Genomic DNA, 15,288 nt, shown 5'->3' on the forward strand with positions numbered 1-15,288 from the left:
CGGCGAGCGATGCCGCCGACGATGGACTCATGACGATCACCCAGCAGACCACCACCATCGCCCTCGTGACGGGAGCCAACCGCGGGCTCGGCTTCGCCACGGCCCGCCTGATAGCCCAGAACGGAGCCATGGTCCTGCTCGGTGCGCGCAACACGGCGAAGGCGGAGCTCGCAGCCGCTGAGCTGCGTGACGAAGGGCTCGCGTGCTGGCCGATCACGCTCGACGTGGAGTCCGGGTCGAGCATCGCGGAGGCAGCCGCCCAGGTCGAGCGGGAGCACGGCCGACTCGACATCCTCGTCAACAACGCCGGGATCCTGCCGGAGGCGACCACGCCCGAGGCAGACCAGCCGCTGGACATCGGGCTGTTCCGGCGCACGTTCGACACCAACGTCTTCGGCGCCGCGGCAGTCTCGCAGGCGTTCCTGCCGCTGCTCCGCGCTGCCGATGCCGGCCGCATCGTCAATGTGTCGAGTCGGATGGGCTCGCTGACCGATCAGCTCGATCCCACGTCGCCGTACGCGGCGATGGTGCTCCCGGCCTACCAGAGCTCGAAGGCGGCGCTCAACGGTCTGACCGTGGCCCTCGCGAAGTCCCTGAGCGACACCCCGGTGCGGGTGAACTCGGTGTGCCCCGGCTGGGTGCAGACCGACCTCGGCGGACCGGACAACCGCGCCGCGGCACCCACTCCTGCTCTCGAGGCGGCTCGCGCCGTCGTGCAGATGGCGTTCGTTCCAGCCGACGGTCCGACGGGTACGTTCGTGGACCTCGACGGCCCGATCCCGTGGTGATCACTCCTGGTTGAGCGTCGACCAGAGCGCCGCCGTCCGGGCCTCGACATCGTCGGTGTGGATGCGTTGGACGTTGCGACCGCCTCGTGCGAACGTCCGGGACACCGCCATCGGCACGAGGGCGGCGTCGACGGGTTCACTGATCCAGTCGGTGTCCCGCACGTTGACGAGGTCGACCTCGGTGCCGCCGGCGTCGTGGCGCCACGGACCGGTCAGCCGGCCGACGTACGTCCGACCGTGGAGGTCGCGGGTCCACACGAAGGAGCCGAGAGGCGCCGTGGCGAACCGTTCGAGCCGCCGCTCGCTGCGCGGGTCGTCGGCCTCGCCCATCCCGCAGACGCCCAGCATCAGCGCACGGTCGACTGCGGCGTACGGCTCGACGTCATCGCGACGAGACCGCATCGGCGCCCTGAAGACAAGGACGCTGCGGTCAGCCGTTGGCTCGCGCGGCGTCGCTCTCCACCGCGTCCGACGAGTCGTGCCACTGGTCGTGCTCGTCGAAGTATCCATCCCGACGATGGCGGGGTGCCGCCACGGAGGGTCGGGCGGAATCGCGCCGACGGGCGAAGGGTGTGACGACGTTCGGCATGGTGACTGCCTCCCTGTGGTGGTCCCCACTTCGGAACCGGAAGACCAGGAATACCCCGCCATGACAGCCGCAAACCGTGCGCGAAGCATCGCTCAGGCAAACGCCTCGTGAAGTGCCGGCGACGGTCGGGGAGTCTTGGCTTCGTCGCTCACGTGAGCGGTTCGTGAAGTGCCGGCGACAGGACTTGAACCTGCACGCTCGAAAGCACAGGATCCTAAATCCTGCGTGTCTACCAGTTCCACCACGCCGGCCCGGGGTTGATGTTAGTCGACCCGGTCTCGGCACGCGGGTAGACGTCGCTGACGGGGGACCACTGTGACCTGCCGGTTCAGCGCGCCGTGCCGACGTACGTTATGCCCCGAGGCCGAGGTCCTTGCGGAGCTTGGCGACGTGGCCCGTGGCCTTGACGTTGTACTGCGCGAGGACAATGGTGCCGGCATCCACGACGAACGTCGAGCGGATGACGCCCTCGACGACCTTGCCGTAGAGCTTCTTCTCGCCGTACGCGCCCCACGCCTCGAGCACCGCGCGGTCGGGGTCCGACAGCAACGTGATCGTCAGCCCGTCGCGCTCACGGAACTTCGCGAGCTTCTCCGGCTTGTCCGGCGAGATGCCGAGCACCGTGTAGCCCTCGGCCTGCAGCCGGTCGATCGAGTCGCTGAAGTCGCAGGCCTGCTTGGTGCATCCCGGCGTCATGGCGGCGGGGTAGAAGTAGACGATGACCTTCTGGTCCTTGAAGTCCGAGAGCGTGACCTCGTCACCCGCGTCGTTCGTGAGCGTGAAGTCGGGTGCCGTGTCGCCAGGCTGCAGCCGCGTCGTCATGGGCACTATCCTGACGTACGTGTGCAGGTGAGTGGCCTGCACCCTCCGCAGACCCAGGTGAGTGAGGCGCGACGTGGCGAAGGCCAAACCCGACCAGATGGTCGACGAGATCGACGAGATCCGAGAGCGGCTGGCCGACACGGTCGACGCGCTGATCGACCGCACCAACCCTCGCAACATCGCGCGCCGCAGCCTCTACAACCTCCGCTCGCGGTTCGTCGACGAGACGGGTTCGCCCAAGCTCGGCACGATCGTCCCCTTGGTCGGCGGCACGGTCGCGGTCGTGGCCGGGATCATCGTCATCCGCAAACTCGTGCGCTGACGATGCGGCGTACGCCCTTGCGTCGGAGCTGAGTGTGGGCCCGGGGCGCGACATCCCGCTGCGTCGCCTCCGGCTGCGCAGGCCGGCCGACACGCTGCAGGACCGGCTCTACGTCCTGCGTCGCCGCTGGCGCACCCTCGTACGCCTGAGCCTCGGCACCGCGATCGCCTACTTCATCGCGACGCACGTCCTCGACCACCGGCAGGCGTTCTTCGCCCCGATCGCGTGCATCATCGTGCTGATCGCCGGGGCGGGCCTCCGTGGCCGCACCTCGTACGAGCTGGTGGTCGGCGTGTCCCTGGGCGTGCTGGTGGGGGAGCTGCTGATCCTCGGCATCGGCCGGGGCACGTGGCAGATGGCGCTGGTCGTGACGTTGACGGTCGTGGTCGGGACGCTGCTGGGGCTCAAGGGCCTGGCGCTGACCCAGTCGGCGACCTCGTCGGTGCTGCTCGCGGCGGTGATCCCGGTCGCCGGCTCGGGCAACCCTGCGGTCACCCGGTTCCTCGACGCGCTGGTCGGCGGCGCGGTGGGGCTCGCGATGGTCCTGCTGATCCCGCGCAACCCGGTCCGTGACATCGACCGCGAGGTGCAGGGCTTCCTGCGACGGCTCGCCGGCATCCTCAGTCGTACGGCGCAGGCCTTGCGCACCGTGGACGCCAAGCTCGCCGACATCGCGCTCGACGAAGCGCGGTCGATGCAGCCCCAGGTCGAGTCGATGACGTCGACCGCGGCCAACGTCAGTGAGATCGCCCGGATGTCGCCGATGCGCTGGAAGCAGCGCGACCACGTCGAGACCTACGTCGCCACGGTGCGTGACCTCGACAACGCGATCCGCGACGCGCGAGTGCTGGCCCGCAAGACCTCGACCCTGCTGCGCCGCGGTGAGGTCGTGCCGCCCGACATGGACCAGGCGATCGACGCCCTGGCCCGGGCCGTCGGCATCTTCGCGGACGACCTCTCGGAGCACGAGGACTTCGACCACGCGCGGCAGGAGCTCATCGAGGCGGCGCGGATGGCCACGGTCGCGCTGCCCACCGCGATGACGATGAACAGCGCCTCGATCGCCGCCCAGGTCCGCTCGCTCGCCGCGGACCTGCTGTACGCCAGCGGCTACACCAGGGACGAGATCGACGACCGCCTCGAGTTTGACTGAGCGAGCGAGTGCAACGAGCGAACGCGCTCAACCACCTGCGAACCACTCCTCAGCCAACCTTCAGCTTCGCGTACGCGTGAGTTCCGGCAGAGTTCACCCGCGCGCGATGGGCTGCGGGCATGAACTCATACAGGGGAAACACCAGCAGGCGCACCGTCGTCGGCATCGCAGCAGCCGCCGTGATCGTCGGTGCCGCCACGACCAGCGCGATCGGCGCGGCGCACGACCTTTCCGAGCACGGCGGAGCGACCCGCCTTTCCGGAGACCAGAGCAAGACCCTCAAGTCCGCCATCGACGGCGGCCGGGCTGACAACGTCATCCTGCTCATCGGCGACGGCATGGGCGACTCCGAGATCACCTCGGCACGCAACTACCAGTACGGGGCCGACGGCCGGTTCCCCGGCATCGACGCGCTGCCGTTCACAGGCCAGTACACGACGTTCTCGCTGACCAAGGACGGCAAGGTCGACTACGTCCCCGACTCCGCCGCGACCGGGGGCGCCTGGGCGACCGGCACCAAGACGTACGACAACGCGGTGTCGGTCGACATCCACGGCACGGCGCAGCCGACCCTGCTGGAGCTGGCCAAGAAGCGCGGACTCAAGACCGGCGACGTCACGACCTCGGAGATCCAGGACGCGACGCCGGCCGTGCAGGTCTCGCACATCTCGGCCCGTTCCTGCTACGGCCCGGTCAAGACGACCGCGACGTGCCCCGAGGCGGCGCTGGAGAACGGCGGCCGGGGCTCGATCAGCGAGCAGCTGCTCAAGACCCGCCCCGATGTGACCCTGGGCGGAGGCGCGGCGACGTTCAACGAGAAGGCCACCGCCGGGAAGTGGAAGGACCTCACGCTCCTCGACCAGGCCGAGCGCCGCGGCTACCAGCTGCCGACCGACCTGGCGTCGCTCAACAAGATCACGAAGGCCAACCAGAAGCAGCCCGTGCTCGGACTGTTCGGTCCCGGCAACCTCCCGGTGCGCTGGGTCGGACCCGCCGCGACCATCGACGGCAGCAAGAAGCCGGCCGAACGATGCAAGGACAACACAGCGCGTCCGGCGACGCAGCCGTCGCTCGCTGCGATGACCAAGAAGTCGATCCAGCTGCTCGATCAGGGCAACAAGAAGGGATTCTTCCTCCAGGTCGAGGGCGCGAGCATCGACAAGCAGGATCACGCTGCAGACGCGTGTGGCCAGATCGGTGAGACGGTCGACCTCGACGAGGCAGTCAAGGTGGCTCTGGACTTCGCCAAGAAGGACAAGCACACGACGGTCATCGTCACGGCCGACCACGCCCACACGAGCCAGATCATCGAGGCCGGCAGCACGTCGCCCGGGCTCACGGCGAACCTGCTGACCAACGAGGGCAGCCCGATGACGCTCAACTACGGCACCTCCCCGGCCGGGGGCTCGCAGCAGCACACGGGCACGCAGCTCCGCGTCGCGGCCTACGGACCCCAGGCGGCGAACTTCGTCGGGCTGACGGACCAGACCGACATGTTCTTCACGATCTCGCGGGCTCTCACGCTCAAGCACTAGCCCGCTTGCTGCCGCTGTCGCGGCCGTCGGACCCCGTCACGCACGGGCCTTTCGGCGGCCGCGACACGCCGAATGTTTACAACATGTATTTGGATGCGATACGTTTCTCAAACTGCTCCGCACGGAGCGACGAAATGTAGAAGGAGGTGGACCTCATGAAGAAGCTCATCAACTCGACTCTCGCCCTCACCTGGCGCGATGCCGTCGCGTCTTTTGACGGTCCGACCTCCGGAGCAGTGCACCTGAAGTAGCCCAACCTCGTTGGCACTTCTGCCGCTTCGGATCTTCGATCTGAGGCGGCAATTTTTATGTGCACAGTCCGTTTGTCCGAACATCTACTCCACACATCCAACCTTCAAGAGAGGAGGCGCGCTATGACCACGAAGCCCGATACACGACTCATGCCCGCACAGAACCCGACCGATCCGACCACAGGAAACGATCGAGAGGGGGTGAAGGCCGTGGGTATTCTCAACTCCCGTCCGGGCCGCAAGCGCGCCTGGGACGAGATGTCCGAGATCGACCGTGTCGTGCTCCTGGAGTCGGTGCGTCAACGCCGCAAGATCCAGAAGCAGAACCTCGCGATCCAGAACGAGATCCGGCTGCGCAGCTTGCGCTGATCTCAGCACGAGGGACGAGCGGCGGGTGGGGAGCAGTCCCCGCTCGCCGCTCGTCGTCGTTCAGCGAGCGGTGATGGCCTCGTGCAGGGCCAAGATGCGTTGCGCATCGCGAACGTGAAGCTCCTCGACCATACGGCCGTTGTACGTCACGACGCCCTGACCAGCGGCCTTGGCGTCCTCGAACGCCGAGATCATCGCCTTGGCGTGCTCGACCTCGTCGCCGGACGGCCCGAACACCGCGTTGGCCGGTTCGACCTGGCTCGGGTGGATCAACGTCTTGCCGTCAAAGCCCATCTCGCGGCCCTGACGTGCCTCGGCGTCGAAGCCCTCGAGGTTCTTCACGTCGTTGTAGACGCCGTCAAGGATGACCTTGCCGGCGGCGCGAGCGGCGAGCAGCGCGATCGACAGCGACGTCAGCACGACGGGGTTGCGACCTGGCACATGGAGGCCGTAGGTCTCGTTGACGACGTCGTTCGTGCCCATCACGATCACGGTCAGGCGGTCGTGGGCCGCGGCGATCTCGGCGGCCTGGAGCAGGGCCACGGGCGTCTCGACCATCGCCCACAGTGCCGTCCTCTCAGGTGCTCCGGCGTCCTCGAGGGCGGCCACGAGCTGCCGGACCTCCGTAGCGGAGTTGACCTTGGGCACGAGCACCGCATCGGGGCCGGCTTGACCCGCGGCGGCGAGGTCGGCCTCGTGCCACTCGGTCCCGATGCCGTTGACGCGGATCGCGAGCTCGCGATGGCCGTACTCGCCGGATGTCACGGCGGCGCACACGCGCTCTCGGGCTTCGGGCTTGGCGTCGGGCGCGACGGCGTCCTCGAGGTCGAGGATCAAGGCGTCGGCGTCGATGCCCTTGGCCTTCTCGAGCGCGCGCTCGTTGGCACCGGGCATGTAGAGGACCGAGCGACGGGGCCGCAGGAGGGTGTCGTTCATGGGGGCTCCTAGAGGTCGTAGGCGGCGGCGAGCTCGGGATCGCGGTCGGCAAGCGCCTTGGCGAGGTCGAGCATGACCTGGCACTGCTTGCAGGACGCGTCATCCTCCATCTTGCCGTTGATCATGACGGCGCCGGAGCCGTCGCCCATCGCCTCGACGACCTCCTTGGCGTGCGCGACGTCTGCCGGGTCGGGGGAGAAGACCTTGCGAGCAATGTCGATCTGCACGGGGTGGAGGCTCCACGCGCCGACGCAGCCCAGCAGGAAGGCGTTGCGGAACTGGTCCTCGCACGCGACGACGTCCTTGATGTCACCGAACGGGCCGTAGAACGGCAGGATGTCGTTGGCCGCACAGGCGTCGACCATGCGCGCGATCGTGTAGTGCCACAGGTCCTGCTGGTACGTCGTCCGGCCGGCATAGAGATCGTCGCCCGTCGGATCCTCGCGGACGAGGTAGCCGGGGTGGCCGCCGCCGACGCGCGTCGTCTTCATGCGGCGGCTGGCGGCCAGGTCGGCGGGGCCGAGCGAGATGCCCTGCATGCGGGGGCTCGCGGCCGCGATCTCCTCGACGTTCGTCATGCCCTCGGCGGTCTCGAGGATCGCGTGGACCAGGATCGGCCGGGTCAGGCCGGCGCGGGCCTCGAGCTGCGCGAGCAACCGGTCGACGTAGTGGATGTCCTGCGCGCCCTCGACCTTGGGCACCATCACGACGTCGAGCTTGTCGCCGATCTCGGTGACCAGGGTGATGAGGTCGTCGAGCGCCCACGGGGAGTCGAGGCTGTTGATGCGGGTCCACAGCTGGGTCTGGCCGAAGTCGGTCTGCTTCGCGACGTCGACGAGGCCCTGACGCGCGGCCTCCTTGTTCTCGGTCTTGATCGCGTCCTCGAGGTTGCCCAGGATGATGTCGACCTTGGTGGCGATCTCCGGGACCTTGGCCTGCATCTTCGCGTTGCTGGGGTCGAAGAAGTGGATCATCCGGCTCGGGCGGAACGGGACGTCCGCGACCGGGGCGGGTGCGCCGACGGCCAGAGGGCGAAGGAATGCTCGGGGATTTCGCACGCGGGTCACTTCTCTTCTCTGCTGAGGACAAAACTCCTCTCAGTATGTCCATCGGCCCGGGTGAGCGGCTAGGGCGGGGGTCACACCCCTCTCCGCCCGGGCCGTCAAGGTTCCGTCAAGAAAACCCGCGGGGGCACGAGTGGGCGATTCGATGGATCTGTGAACACAGTCAGCACCAAACGCCTGCTTGTCGGGCGCCCGCTCAGCTCCGCCCGCATGGACGAGACCCTGCTGCCGAAGTGGCTGGCGTTGCCGGTCTTCTGCAGTGACCCGCTGTCCTCCAACGCCTACGCCACCGAGGAGATCCTGCTCGTGCTGAGCCTCGGAGGGCTGGCGCTCCTGCACCTGTCGCCGTGGATTGCACTCGCCGTCGTGGCTCTCCTGGCGATCGTCATCCTGTCGTACCGGGAGACCTGCCGCGCCTACCCGAACGGCGGCGGCGCGTACACGGTCAGCAGGGACAATCTCGGGCGCAACGCCGCTCTCGTCGCGGCCAGCGCGCTGCTCGTCGACTACGTGCTGACGGTCGCGGTCTCCGTGGCAGCCGGGGTCTCGAACATCGTCTCAGCGTTCCCCTCCCTCGGACCTCATGCCGTGATGCTGGCTGCCGGTTTCGTCGCCGTGCTGGCTCTGATGAACCTCCGAGGCGTCAAGGAGTCCGGCACCTACTTCGCGGTGCCGACGTACGGCTTCATCGCCTGCATGTTCGTGATGATCGTCGTGGGCATGTGGTCGACGGCAACCGGTGACGCACCGCGGGCCGAGTCGGCGGCCATCTCGGTGCACGCGACCGGGGAGTACTCAGGCCTGCTGCTCGCCCTGCTCATCCTTCGAGCCTTCGCCTCCGGCTGCACGGCTCTCACCGGAGTCGAGGCAGTGAGCAACGGTGTCCCGAGCTTCCGGAAGCCGGCAAGCCGCAACGCTGCTGCGACCCTGGCGATCATGGGGGGCCTGACGATCGTCATCTTCGTGGGGATCACAGCGCTCGCACTGATCACGAAGGTGCACGTCGCAGCCGACCCCTCGCAGCTCGTCGGGGCTCCCGACGGCTACGCGCAGAAGACCGTCATCGCACAGGTCGCCGGCGCCGTCTTCGGCCTCGACTCGCTCGGCTTCTACGCGGTCCAGGCGTTCACCGCCGCCATCCTGATCATGGCGGCGAACACGGCCTTCAACGGATTTCCGATCCTCGCCTCGATCCTCGCGAAGGACGGATTCCTGCCTCGGCAGATGTCACGGCGCGGGGATCGCCTGGTGTTCTCCAACGGCATCGTCATCCTCGCCGGGCTGTCCATCGGACTGCTGTGGGTCTTTGACGCCAGCACGACCCGATTGATCCAGCTCTACATCATCGGCGTGTTCGCCTCGTTCACTCTCAGCCAGGCCGGGATGGTTCGCCACTGGCTGACGCTACGGCCGTCGCTGACCGAGCTGAGCGAGAAGCGGCGACTTCTCCGGTCGCTGGGCATCAACGCCCTGGGAGCTGCGACGACCATGTTGGTCCTGGTCATCGTGCTCGTCACCAAGTTCACCCATGGCGCCTGGATCGTCGTCATCGCGATGCCGCTGGTCTTCGCGATGATGACCGCGGTCCGCCGGCACTACGACCGCATCGCCGACGAGCTGGCCGCGAGCCCGGGAGGTGTGCCCCTGCCGAGCCGCGTGCATGCCGTGGTGCTGGTCTCCAACCTGCAGATGCCGACGCTGCGCGCTCTCGCCTTCGCACGGGCGACAGAGCCCAGCAGCTTGACCGCGGTCACGGCCAGGACGTCCGAGGAGGAGACGACCGCGTTGGTCGCCGCCTGGGAGGCCCGCGAGATACCCGTTCCCCTCACGATCCTGGACGCACCGTTTCGCGACCTCACCCATCCGGTCCTGTCGCACATCCGCCGGCTGCACCGCGAGAGCCCGCGGGACGTGGTCGCCGTCTTCATCCCTGAGTACGTCGTAGGACGCTGGTGGGAGAACTTGCTCCACAACCAGAGCGCCCTGCGCCTCAAGGCCCGGCTCTTGTTCGAACCCGGAGTCATGGTGACCAATGTCCCGTGGCAGCTGGACCGTCCGCCCCATGCCCCTGTGGGACGCTGACGACATGGAGCAGCGCGGTGGTGTGCCGGCGAGCACCTCGAGGCTGAGCCCGGGCCGCCGGCGGGTCGGCCTGATCGGGTCGGTTGCCGGGCCGGTGGTCTTCACGCTGGCCGTCCTGCCCTGGCGCGGTGACGCGGACCTGGGGGCGGTGCTCCCGGCGTACTTCCTGCTGGTCGTCGTTGCAGCCGTCCTGGGCGGCATGGGTCCAGGGCTGCTGGCAGCGATCGCTTCCTTCCTGCTCGCGAACTGGTTCCTGACGCGGCCCTTCGACACGCTCGCGGTCGATCGCAGCGACGCCCTGGCCCAGCTCGTCGTCTTCGTCGTCGTCGCGGTGCTCGTCAGCCTGGTCGTCGAAGCGGGAGCGCGCACTCGTGCCGTGGCGGCCCGCCGGGTCGCCGAGACCGAGGTCATGTCGCGGCTCGCTCGTTCACGTGTCGGATCCACGTCGATCGAGGAGGTGCTGACCGAGACCATGCAGCTGTTCGAGCTCGACGGTGTCGTGTTCACACCACCCGACGGTCCTGTCGACGCGGTCTCCGTGGGCGTGCGCAGCGGCTCCGAGCCGACCCACCTGATCGAGACGACCGCCGGCTCGACACTCGAGACCTGGGGGACGCCGTCGTTCGCGGACGACCTCCACCTCCTGCGGTCGTTGGCAGATGCGAGCGACCGGGCCTGGCACGAGCAGCTCCTCGAGCGCGAGGCCTCGCGCGCCGCAGCCCTCGACGAGGCCGATCGGGTACGGACGGCGCTGCTGGCAGCGGTCGGGCACGACCTGCGGACTCCGCTGGCGGTGATCAAGGCGGCGGTCACGGGCCTTCGGTCGGACGAGGGATCCTGGGCGGACGGCGACCGAGAGGATCTGCTCGAGACGGCCGATGACTCCGTGGACCGGCTGACGTCGCTGATCGACAACCTGCTGGCGATGAGCCGGATCGAGGCGGGTGCGCTGCTGGTGCGCCTCGAGCCCGTGGCGCTCGTGGAGGTCGTCTCCCGGGTGCTGATCGACCGGGACGACGTGACGATCGAGGTGCCTGACGACCTGCCATTGGCGATGGCCGACGAGGCGCTCCTGGAACGGGTCCTGGTGAACCTCGTGGACAACGCGGTCCGTCACGGCGGCGGCGTGACGGAGGTCGTGGCACGGGTGCAGGCGGATTCGGTCGACGTCGCGGTGATCGATCACGGGCCAGGCCTCCCGGCCAACCGGTCGTCCGATCCGTTCACGGCCCAGTCCGGTTCGGACCGTGTCGGCACCGGCGCGGGCCTCGGACTGGCGATCGTCGGCGGACTGGTCCGGGCCATGTCCGGGACCGTCGAGGCGACCAGCACGCCAGGTGGTGGCGCGACGGTGACCGTACGTCTGCCGGTGAAGGCCCCATGACCCGGCTGCTGCTCGTCGAGGACGACTCGACCCTGGCCCGAGCCCTCGCGATCACCTTGCGGACGCGGTCGTACGTCGTGACAGTGGCCCGCGACGGCGGGTCTGCGCTCCGGGACGCGTCATCGTCACGCCCTGACGTCATCGTCCTTGACCTGGGCCTTCCCGACATGGACGGTGTCGACGTCATCAGGTCCCTGCGGACCTGGACCCAGACGCCGATCATCGTGCTGTCGGCTCGCGACGGGCAGCGCGACAAGGTCGCCGCGCTCGACGCAGGTGCTGACGACTACGTCGCGAAGCCGTTCGGCATCGAGGAGCTGTTGGCGCGACTGCGCGCCGCGAGTCGACGTGCTGCGCCCCGCGAGGACGAGCCGGTCGTCTCGGCCGGCGACCTGGTGATCGATCTTGCCGCGGCACGGGTCCGACGCGCCGGGCTCGATGTTCGTCTCACGCCGACCGAGTGGCACGTGCTCGAGGTGCTGGTGCGTCGCAGGGGGACCCTCGTCGCCCGCGCCGACCTGCTGCGTGAGGTCTGGGGGCCGGCCTACGAGAGGCAGACCAACTACCTACGGGTCTACCTCGCGCAGCTTCGGGCCAAGCTCGAGGCCGATCCGTCGAGGCCCACGCATCTCGTCACCGAGTCCGGCCTCGGGTACCGATTCGAGCCCTGAGGCAGGCGTCGCGTGATCTCCGGACGCTTAAAGTCTAGTCCTTAACTAGATGGTTCTTCCGAACCAGTTCCACTAGTTCTTCGTGATCAAATTTCCTGCAATTTCAGAAAATTTACCTCCGCGACACCCTCTGGAGGTGACGCCACCCGGCGCCATGCTGTTGGCTGTGGGGACAGGTCGCGGCGCACTCCCACTTTGCCGCAGCCGATCCGCAGCGAGGGCACCCCTTGGCTGCGTCATGAATCCGTTCCGTGCAGGGGCGAAACTGATGGAGCTTTCCCGTATGAAGAAGATCTTCCTCGTACTCGCGTTGCTTGCGGCCTGTGTGTTCTTCGCGCAGCCCGCGATCGCCGGCGACGACGACCCGGTGACCACCACGGCCACCGACACGCCGAGCGACACCCCCACCACCGACACTCCCACCGAGGACACCCCGACTGGCGACACGCCTACCGAGGACACCCCGACGGAGGAGACCCCGCCGGCACCGGAGACCGAGGTCCCGCCGCCGGCCGAGGGTGCCACGCCGCCGGTCGACACTCGGGGTGACAGCGCAGTCGTCGCTGCTCCGAAGGCCAACAAGAAGATCGTGGTGTGCAAGTTCGTCAGCACACCCGGTGGCCAGTTGGACCACGTCATCATCGTGGACGCGCCCAAGGGTTTCCTCGGCGTCTTCCCGACGATCTTCCCCGACGCGCAGGACTCGGTCGCGATCCGCTATGCGGCGCCGGGCGAGCAGGCCAAGGACGTCGTGCTGTCGGAGTGCACCTTCACCCCGCCGGTCGACGTATGTCCCGACGTGCCGGGCAACCAGCCGACGGGCACCGACTGCGGAACTGCAGTCGAGAAGAAGGTCGTGGTCTGCAAGTACGTCGGCACGCCTCCTGGCACTCCCGACCACATCATCGTCGTGAACGAGAGCGCACTGGGTGAGGGCTTCCTGGGCGTCTTCCCGTACGCGTTCGGCGATGCGCAGGACTCGATCGCGATCCGATTCGCAGATGGCAACGAGCAGCCGGGCGACGAGGAGCTTGTCCACTGCCCGACGTTCCCGACCGAGGTCACTCCTGAGGAGCCCACGGCCGATCCGGCGACGTGCGACGCGGACGGTTCGCTCAACCTGCCCGACACCGAAGGCGTCACCTACTCGGTGTCACCCGACAAGTCGGGTCCGGGCGACTTCGTCGTCACCGCGGCACCCGCGAGCGACGACTTCGTGCTGACCGGTGACGTGAAGTTCAACATCACCGTCGACAAGAAGCTGAGCGGCTCGGACTGCACCGAGGACGAGAACGGGCTGCTGCCCGACACCGGCGGCCTGCCGCTGTGGGCGCTGCTCGTCGCCGGCCCGATGGTCGCAGCTGGAGCCATGCTCCTGAAGCGCCGTCAGCTGGAGTCGGACCCGACCGTGATCAGGCGTCTTCGCTGATCATCTGAGCTCGGTATGAGAAGGGGAGTCGCTCCGGCGGCTCCCCTTCTCGCATCCCGAAGAGCGACCCGTGTCGCTCGAGCCCTGGTTCATCGGAACTAGTGCACCTAGCCCGTACTGATCAAATCGCTGTTTTTCAGCAGAATTCGAGGCCTTGAGGTCTCGAATGGCGTGACCTCAGGTCTGCTACAGCCGTTCATCAAGGTGCACAGGTCGCGGCGCACTCCCGGGTCTCGACCGACGGGGGACTTCCCCGTACCCACAACTCGAACCGTTCCGTGCAGGGGCGATACGGATGGAGTTAGAACCCATGAAGAAGATATTGATCGTCCTCGCGATGATCGCGGCCAGCGTGTTCCTCGCGCAGCCCGCGGTCGCCGACGAAGGAGATGCGCCGGCTGAGGCCGCCGTCGAGACCACCACCGACACCACGACCGAGACGGCACCGGACACCTCCGAGCCGGAGCAGCAGGCGCCGGCCGAGACACCGCCGCCGGCGGCCGAGAGCGAGCCCGAGCCGGTCGTCAACGAGGAGCCAGCACCGCCCGCCCGCGACGTCAACAAGCCGGCACCCAAGCCGGACGAGTCCACGTCGGGCAACGCACCGAACGACGACGTCGAGAGCGGCGCAGCCGTCGCCGCAGCAGTCGATCTCGACACCAAGGTCACGATCTGCCACGTCCCGCCGGGCAACCCGGCCAACGCGCACGCCATCTCGGTGAGCTACAACTCGATCGTCAAGGGCGAGGGCCACGGCAAGAACAACGGCGCACACTCCGCCGACTGGATCCCCAGCTTCGAGTACCTGGTCGGCGACCAGGTCGTCGTCTACCCGGGACGCAACATCAACGAGGCCAACCCGTGTGACGACGAGGAGCCGCTGATCGAGGTCGGCACCGAGGACCCGACTCTGGCGGGACCGACCTGCCTGGCCGACGGCAAGGTCAACCTGCCTGACACCGAAGGGGTCATCTACACGATCACGCCGGCGAACGCGCCCGGTGACGTCGACGTCGACGCCACGGCGGACGAGGGCTACATCATCGACGACCAGGCGACGATCCACTGGGACTTCACGGTCCTGCCGAAGCTCGCTGGCGACGACCCGCAGTGCGTCATCACCGATGACGAGAAGAAGGTCGTGGTCTGCAAGTTCACCGGCCCGCCCCCGGGCGTGTTCGACCACATCATCATCGTGAACGAGAGCGCACTCGGTGAGGGCTTCGAGGGTGACTTCCCCTACCCGTTCGGTGACGCCCAGGACTCGATCGCCATCCGCTACGCCAAGGACGGCGAGCAGGCCAAGGACGTACCCATCGCGGAATGCCTGCCTGAGGTGGAACCGACCGAGATCACAGCCGAGGCACCGATCGCGGATCCTGCCACCTGTGACGAGGACGGCTCGCTGGTCCTGCCGGAGACCGACCACGTGACCTACACGACCGAACCGGTCTTCGACGGTCCCGGCAAGTACACGATCACCGCGAGCGTCACGGATGAGGAGTTCGTGCTCACCGGCAAGACGGTGTTCAAGGTGACGGTGGGCGGCAAGCTGCCGACCGCTGACTGTGTCACGCCGGCCAAGGAGGACGACCTGCTGCCCGACACGGGTGGTGTGCCCCTCTGGATCCTGCTCCTCGCAGGTCCGATGACGGCAGCAGGACTCATCATCCTGATGCGCCGCGAGCCCGTGAGCCATGCGTCCACGAGTGGCCGGATGCCGTCCTACTCGCTGATCCTTCCGCCGGTGAAGAAGCCGGCCGGGATCACGCGGGTCCACGCCACGACCGAGCACCTCGGCTTCATGAAGGCCGTCAGCCAGGTCGTCGCAGCGATCGGCTCGTTCTTCCGCGGAGGACGTCGCTGATCACCCGCTGATCGCCGGGAGGGGAG

General features: G+C 67.9%; 15 protein-coding genes and 1 tRNA gene. 10 read left to right on the forward strand and 6 right to left on the reverse strand.

What is annotated here, in order from left to right; all coding sequences use genetic code 11:
- The first annotated feature begins 29 nt into the window (after window positions 1-29).
- A complete protein-coding gene (locus ASC61_RS13330) occupies window positions 30-788 on the forward strand; it encodes an SDR family oxidoreductase (RefSeq protein WP_056212666.1) in 759 nt (252 codons plus the stop codon).
- Here ASC61_RS13330 and ASC61_RS13335 read toward each other — a convergent pair whose 3' ends face one another.
- The 4 genes from ASC61_RS13335 to bcp form a co-directional block, all read right to left on the reverse strand.
- Window positions 789-1,190, reverse strand: coding sequence for a hypothetical protein (locus tag ASC61_RS13335; protein ID WP_056212668.1), 402 nt, complete (start codon window positions 1,188-1,190; stop codon window positions 789-791).
- Between the two features lie 28 nt (window positions 1,191-1,218).
- The gene (locus ASC61_RS19780) at window positions 1,219-1,377 is read right to left on the reverse strand and encodes a hypothetical protein (RefSeq protein WP_157439492.1); all 159 of its coding nucleotides are present in this window, start codon (window positions 1,375-1,377) and stop codon (window positions 1,219-1,221) included.
- A gap of 169 nt (window positions 1,378-1,546) precedes the next feature.
- Window positions 1,547-1,628: transfer RNA gene (locus tag ASC61_RS13340), tRNA-Leu, on the reverse strand.
- A gap of 100 nt (window positions 1,629-1,728) precedes the next feature.
- The gene (bcp, locus tag ASC61_RS13345; RefSeq protein WP_056212670.1) at window positions 1,729-2,199 is read right to left on the reverse strand and encodes a thioredoxin-dependent thiol peroxidase; all 471 of its coding nucleotides are present in this window, start codon (window positions 2,197-2,199) and stop codon (window positions 1,729-1,731) included.
- 73 nt (window positions 2,200-2,272) lie between these two features.
- On the opposite strand from bcp, the gene ASC61_RS13350 reads away from it, so the two are divergent.
- From ASC61_RS13350 to ASC61_RS19785, 4 genes are all read left to right on the forward strand, one after another.
- Complete coding sequence (locus ASC61_RS13350) at window positions 2,273-2,521, forward strand: DUF3618 domain-containing protein (protein WP_056212672.1); 249 nt, start codon at window positions 2,273-2,275, stop codon at window positions 2,519-2,521.
- A gap of 34 nt (window positions 2,522-2,555) precedes the next feature.
- Window positions 2,556-3,674 (forward strand): FUSC family protein, encoded by a 1,119-nt coding sequence (locus ASC61_RS13355; protein ID WP_056212674.1) that lies wholly within the window; start codon window positions 2,556-2,558, stop codon window positions 3,672-3,674.
- A gap of 119 nt (window positions 3,675-3,793) precedes the next feature.
- A complete protein-coding gene (gene phoA / locus ASC61_RS13360) occupies window positions 3,794-5,209 on the forward strand; it encodes an alkaline phosphatase (RefSeq protein ID WP_056212677.1) in 1,416 nt (471 codons plus the stop codon).
- Window positions 5,210-5,583: 374 nt separating this feature from the next.
- A complete protein-coding gene (locus ASC61_RS19785) occupies window positions 5,584-5,829 on the forward strand; it encodes a hypothetical protein (protein ID WP_157439494.1) in 246 nt (81 codons plus the stop codon).
- Window positions 5,830-5,889: 60 nt separating this feature from the next.
- On the opposite strand, the gene ASC61_RS13365 is transcribed toward ASC61_RS19785, so the two are convergent.
- Both ASC61_RS13365 and ASC61_RS13370 read right to left on the reverse strand, forming a co-directional pair.
- Window positions 5,890-6,765: an HpcH/HpaI aldolase/citrate lyase family protein gene (locus tag ASC61_RS13365; RefSeq protein WP_157439495.1), complete on the reverse strand. Its 876-nt coding sequence runs from the start codon at window positions 6,763-6,765 to the stop codon at window positions 5,890-5,892.
- An 8-nt stretch (window positions 6,766-6,773) separates the two neighbouring features.
- Complete coding sequence (locus tag ASC61_RS13370; protein ID WP_056215673.1) at window positions 6,774-7,823, reverse strand: HpcH/HpaI aldolase/citrate lyase family protein; 1,050 nt, start codon at window positions 7,821-7,823, stop codon at window positions 6,774-6,776.
- A gap of 159 nt (window positions 7,824-7,982) precedes the next feature.
- Here ASC61_RS13370 and ASC61_RS13375 point away from each other — a divergent pair, with 159 nt between their 5' ends.
- The 5 genes from ASC61_RS13375 (at window position 7,983) to ASC61_RS13395 (ending at window position 15,262) form a co-directional block, all read left to right on the forward strand.
- A complete protein-coding gene (locus ASC61_RS13375) occupies window positions 7,983-9,911 on the forward strand; it encodes an APC family permease (RefSeq protein WP_235503558.1) in 1,929 nt (642 codons plus the stop codon).
- Window positions 9,892-11,295, forward strand: a complete 1,404-nt coding sequence (locus ASC61_RS13380; protein ID WP_162243676.1) for a sensor histidine kinase — start codon at window positions 9,892-9,894, stop codon at window positions 11,293-11,295. Before ASC61_RS13375 ends, ASC61_RS13380 begins: the two co-directional genes overlap by 20 nt.
- Window positions 11,292-11,966: a response regulator gene (locus ASC61_RS13385; protein ID WP_056212682.1), complete on the forward strand. Its 675-nt coding sequence runs from the start codon at window positions 11,292-11,294 to the stop codon at window positions 11,964-11,966. The genes ASC61_RS13380 and ASC61_RS13385 overlap by 4 nt, the downstream gene beginning before the upstream one ends.
- Window positions 11,967-12,249: 283 nt before the next feature.
- The gene (locus tag ASC61_RS20115; protein WP_056212684.1) at window positions 12,250-13,395 is read left to right on the forward strand and encodes a hypothetical protein; all 1,146 of its coding nucleotides are present in this window, start codon (window positions 12,250-12,252) and stop codon (window positions 13,393-13,395) included.
- Between the two features lie 310 nt (window positions 13,396-13,705).
- On the forward strand, window positions 13,706-15,262 hold the full coding sequence (locus ASC61_RS13395) for a hypothetical protein (RefSeq protein WP_056212686.1): 1,557 nt from the start codon (window positions 13,706-13,708) through the stop codon (window positions 15,260-15,262).
- The last annotated feature ends 26 nt before the right edge of the window (window positions 15,263-15,288 follow it).

The organism is Aeromicrobium sp. Root344, assembly GCF_001425755.1.
In the GTDB taxonomy this organism is placed as follows: Bacteria; Actinomycetota; Actinomycetes; order Propionibacteriales; family Nocardioidaceae; genus Aeromicrobium.

Excerpts from the sequence above, each read along its gene's own strand:
- ASC61_RS13380 (WP_162243676.1), top strand. The coding sequence starts at position 9,892 with ATGCCCCTGTGGGACGCTGACGACATGGAGCAGCGCGGTGGTGTGCCG.
- ASC61_RS19780 (WP_157439492.1), bottom strand. The coding sequence starts at position 1,377 with ATGCCGAACGTCGTCACACCCTTCGCCCGTCGGCGCGATTCCGCCCGA.
- ASC61_RS13385 (WP_056212682.1), top strand. The coding sequence starts at position 11,292 with ATGACCCGGCTGCTGCTCGTCGAGGACGACTCGACCCTGGCCCGAGCC.
- phoA (WP_056212677.1), top strand. The coding sequence starts at position 3,794 with ATGAACTCATACAGGGGAAACACCAGCAGGCGCACCGTCGTCGGCATC.
- ASC61_RS20115 (WP_056212684.1), top strand. The coding sequence starts at position 12,250 with ATGAAGAAGATCTTCCTCGTACTCGCGTTGCTTGCGGCCTGTGTGTTC.
- ASC61_RS13330 (WP_056212666.1), top strand. The coding sequence starts at position 30 with ATGACGATCACCCAGCAGACCACCACCATCGCCCTCGTGACGGGAGCC.
- bcp (WP_056212670.1), bottom strand. The coding sequence starts at position 2,199 with ATGACGACGCGGCTGCAGCCTGGCGACACGGCACCCGACTTCACGCTC.
- ASC61_RS13365 (WP_157439495.1), bottom strand. The coding sequence starts at position 6,765 with ATGAACGACACCCTCCTGCGGCCCCGTCGCTCGGTCCTCTACATGCCC.
- ASC61_RS19785 (WP_157439494.1), top strand. The coding sequence starts at position 5,584 with ATGACCACGAAGCCCGATACACGACTCATGCCCGCACAGAACCCGACC.
- ASC61_RS13395 (WP_056212686.1), top strand. The coding sequence starts at position 13,706 with ATGAAGAAGATATTGATCGTCCTCGCGATGATCGCGGCCAGCGTGTTC.
- ASC61_RS13335 (WP_056212668.1), bottom strand. The coding sequence starts at position 1,190 with ATGCGGTCTCGTCGCGATGACGTCGAGCCGTACGCCGCAGTCGACCGT.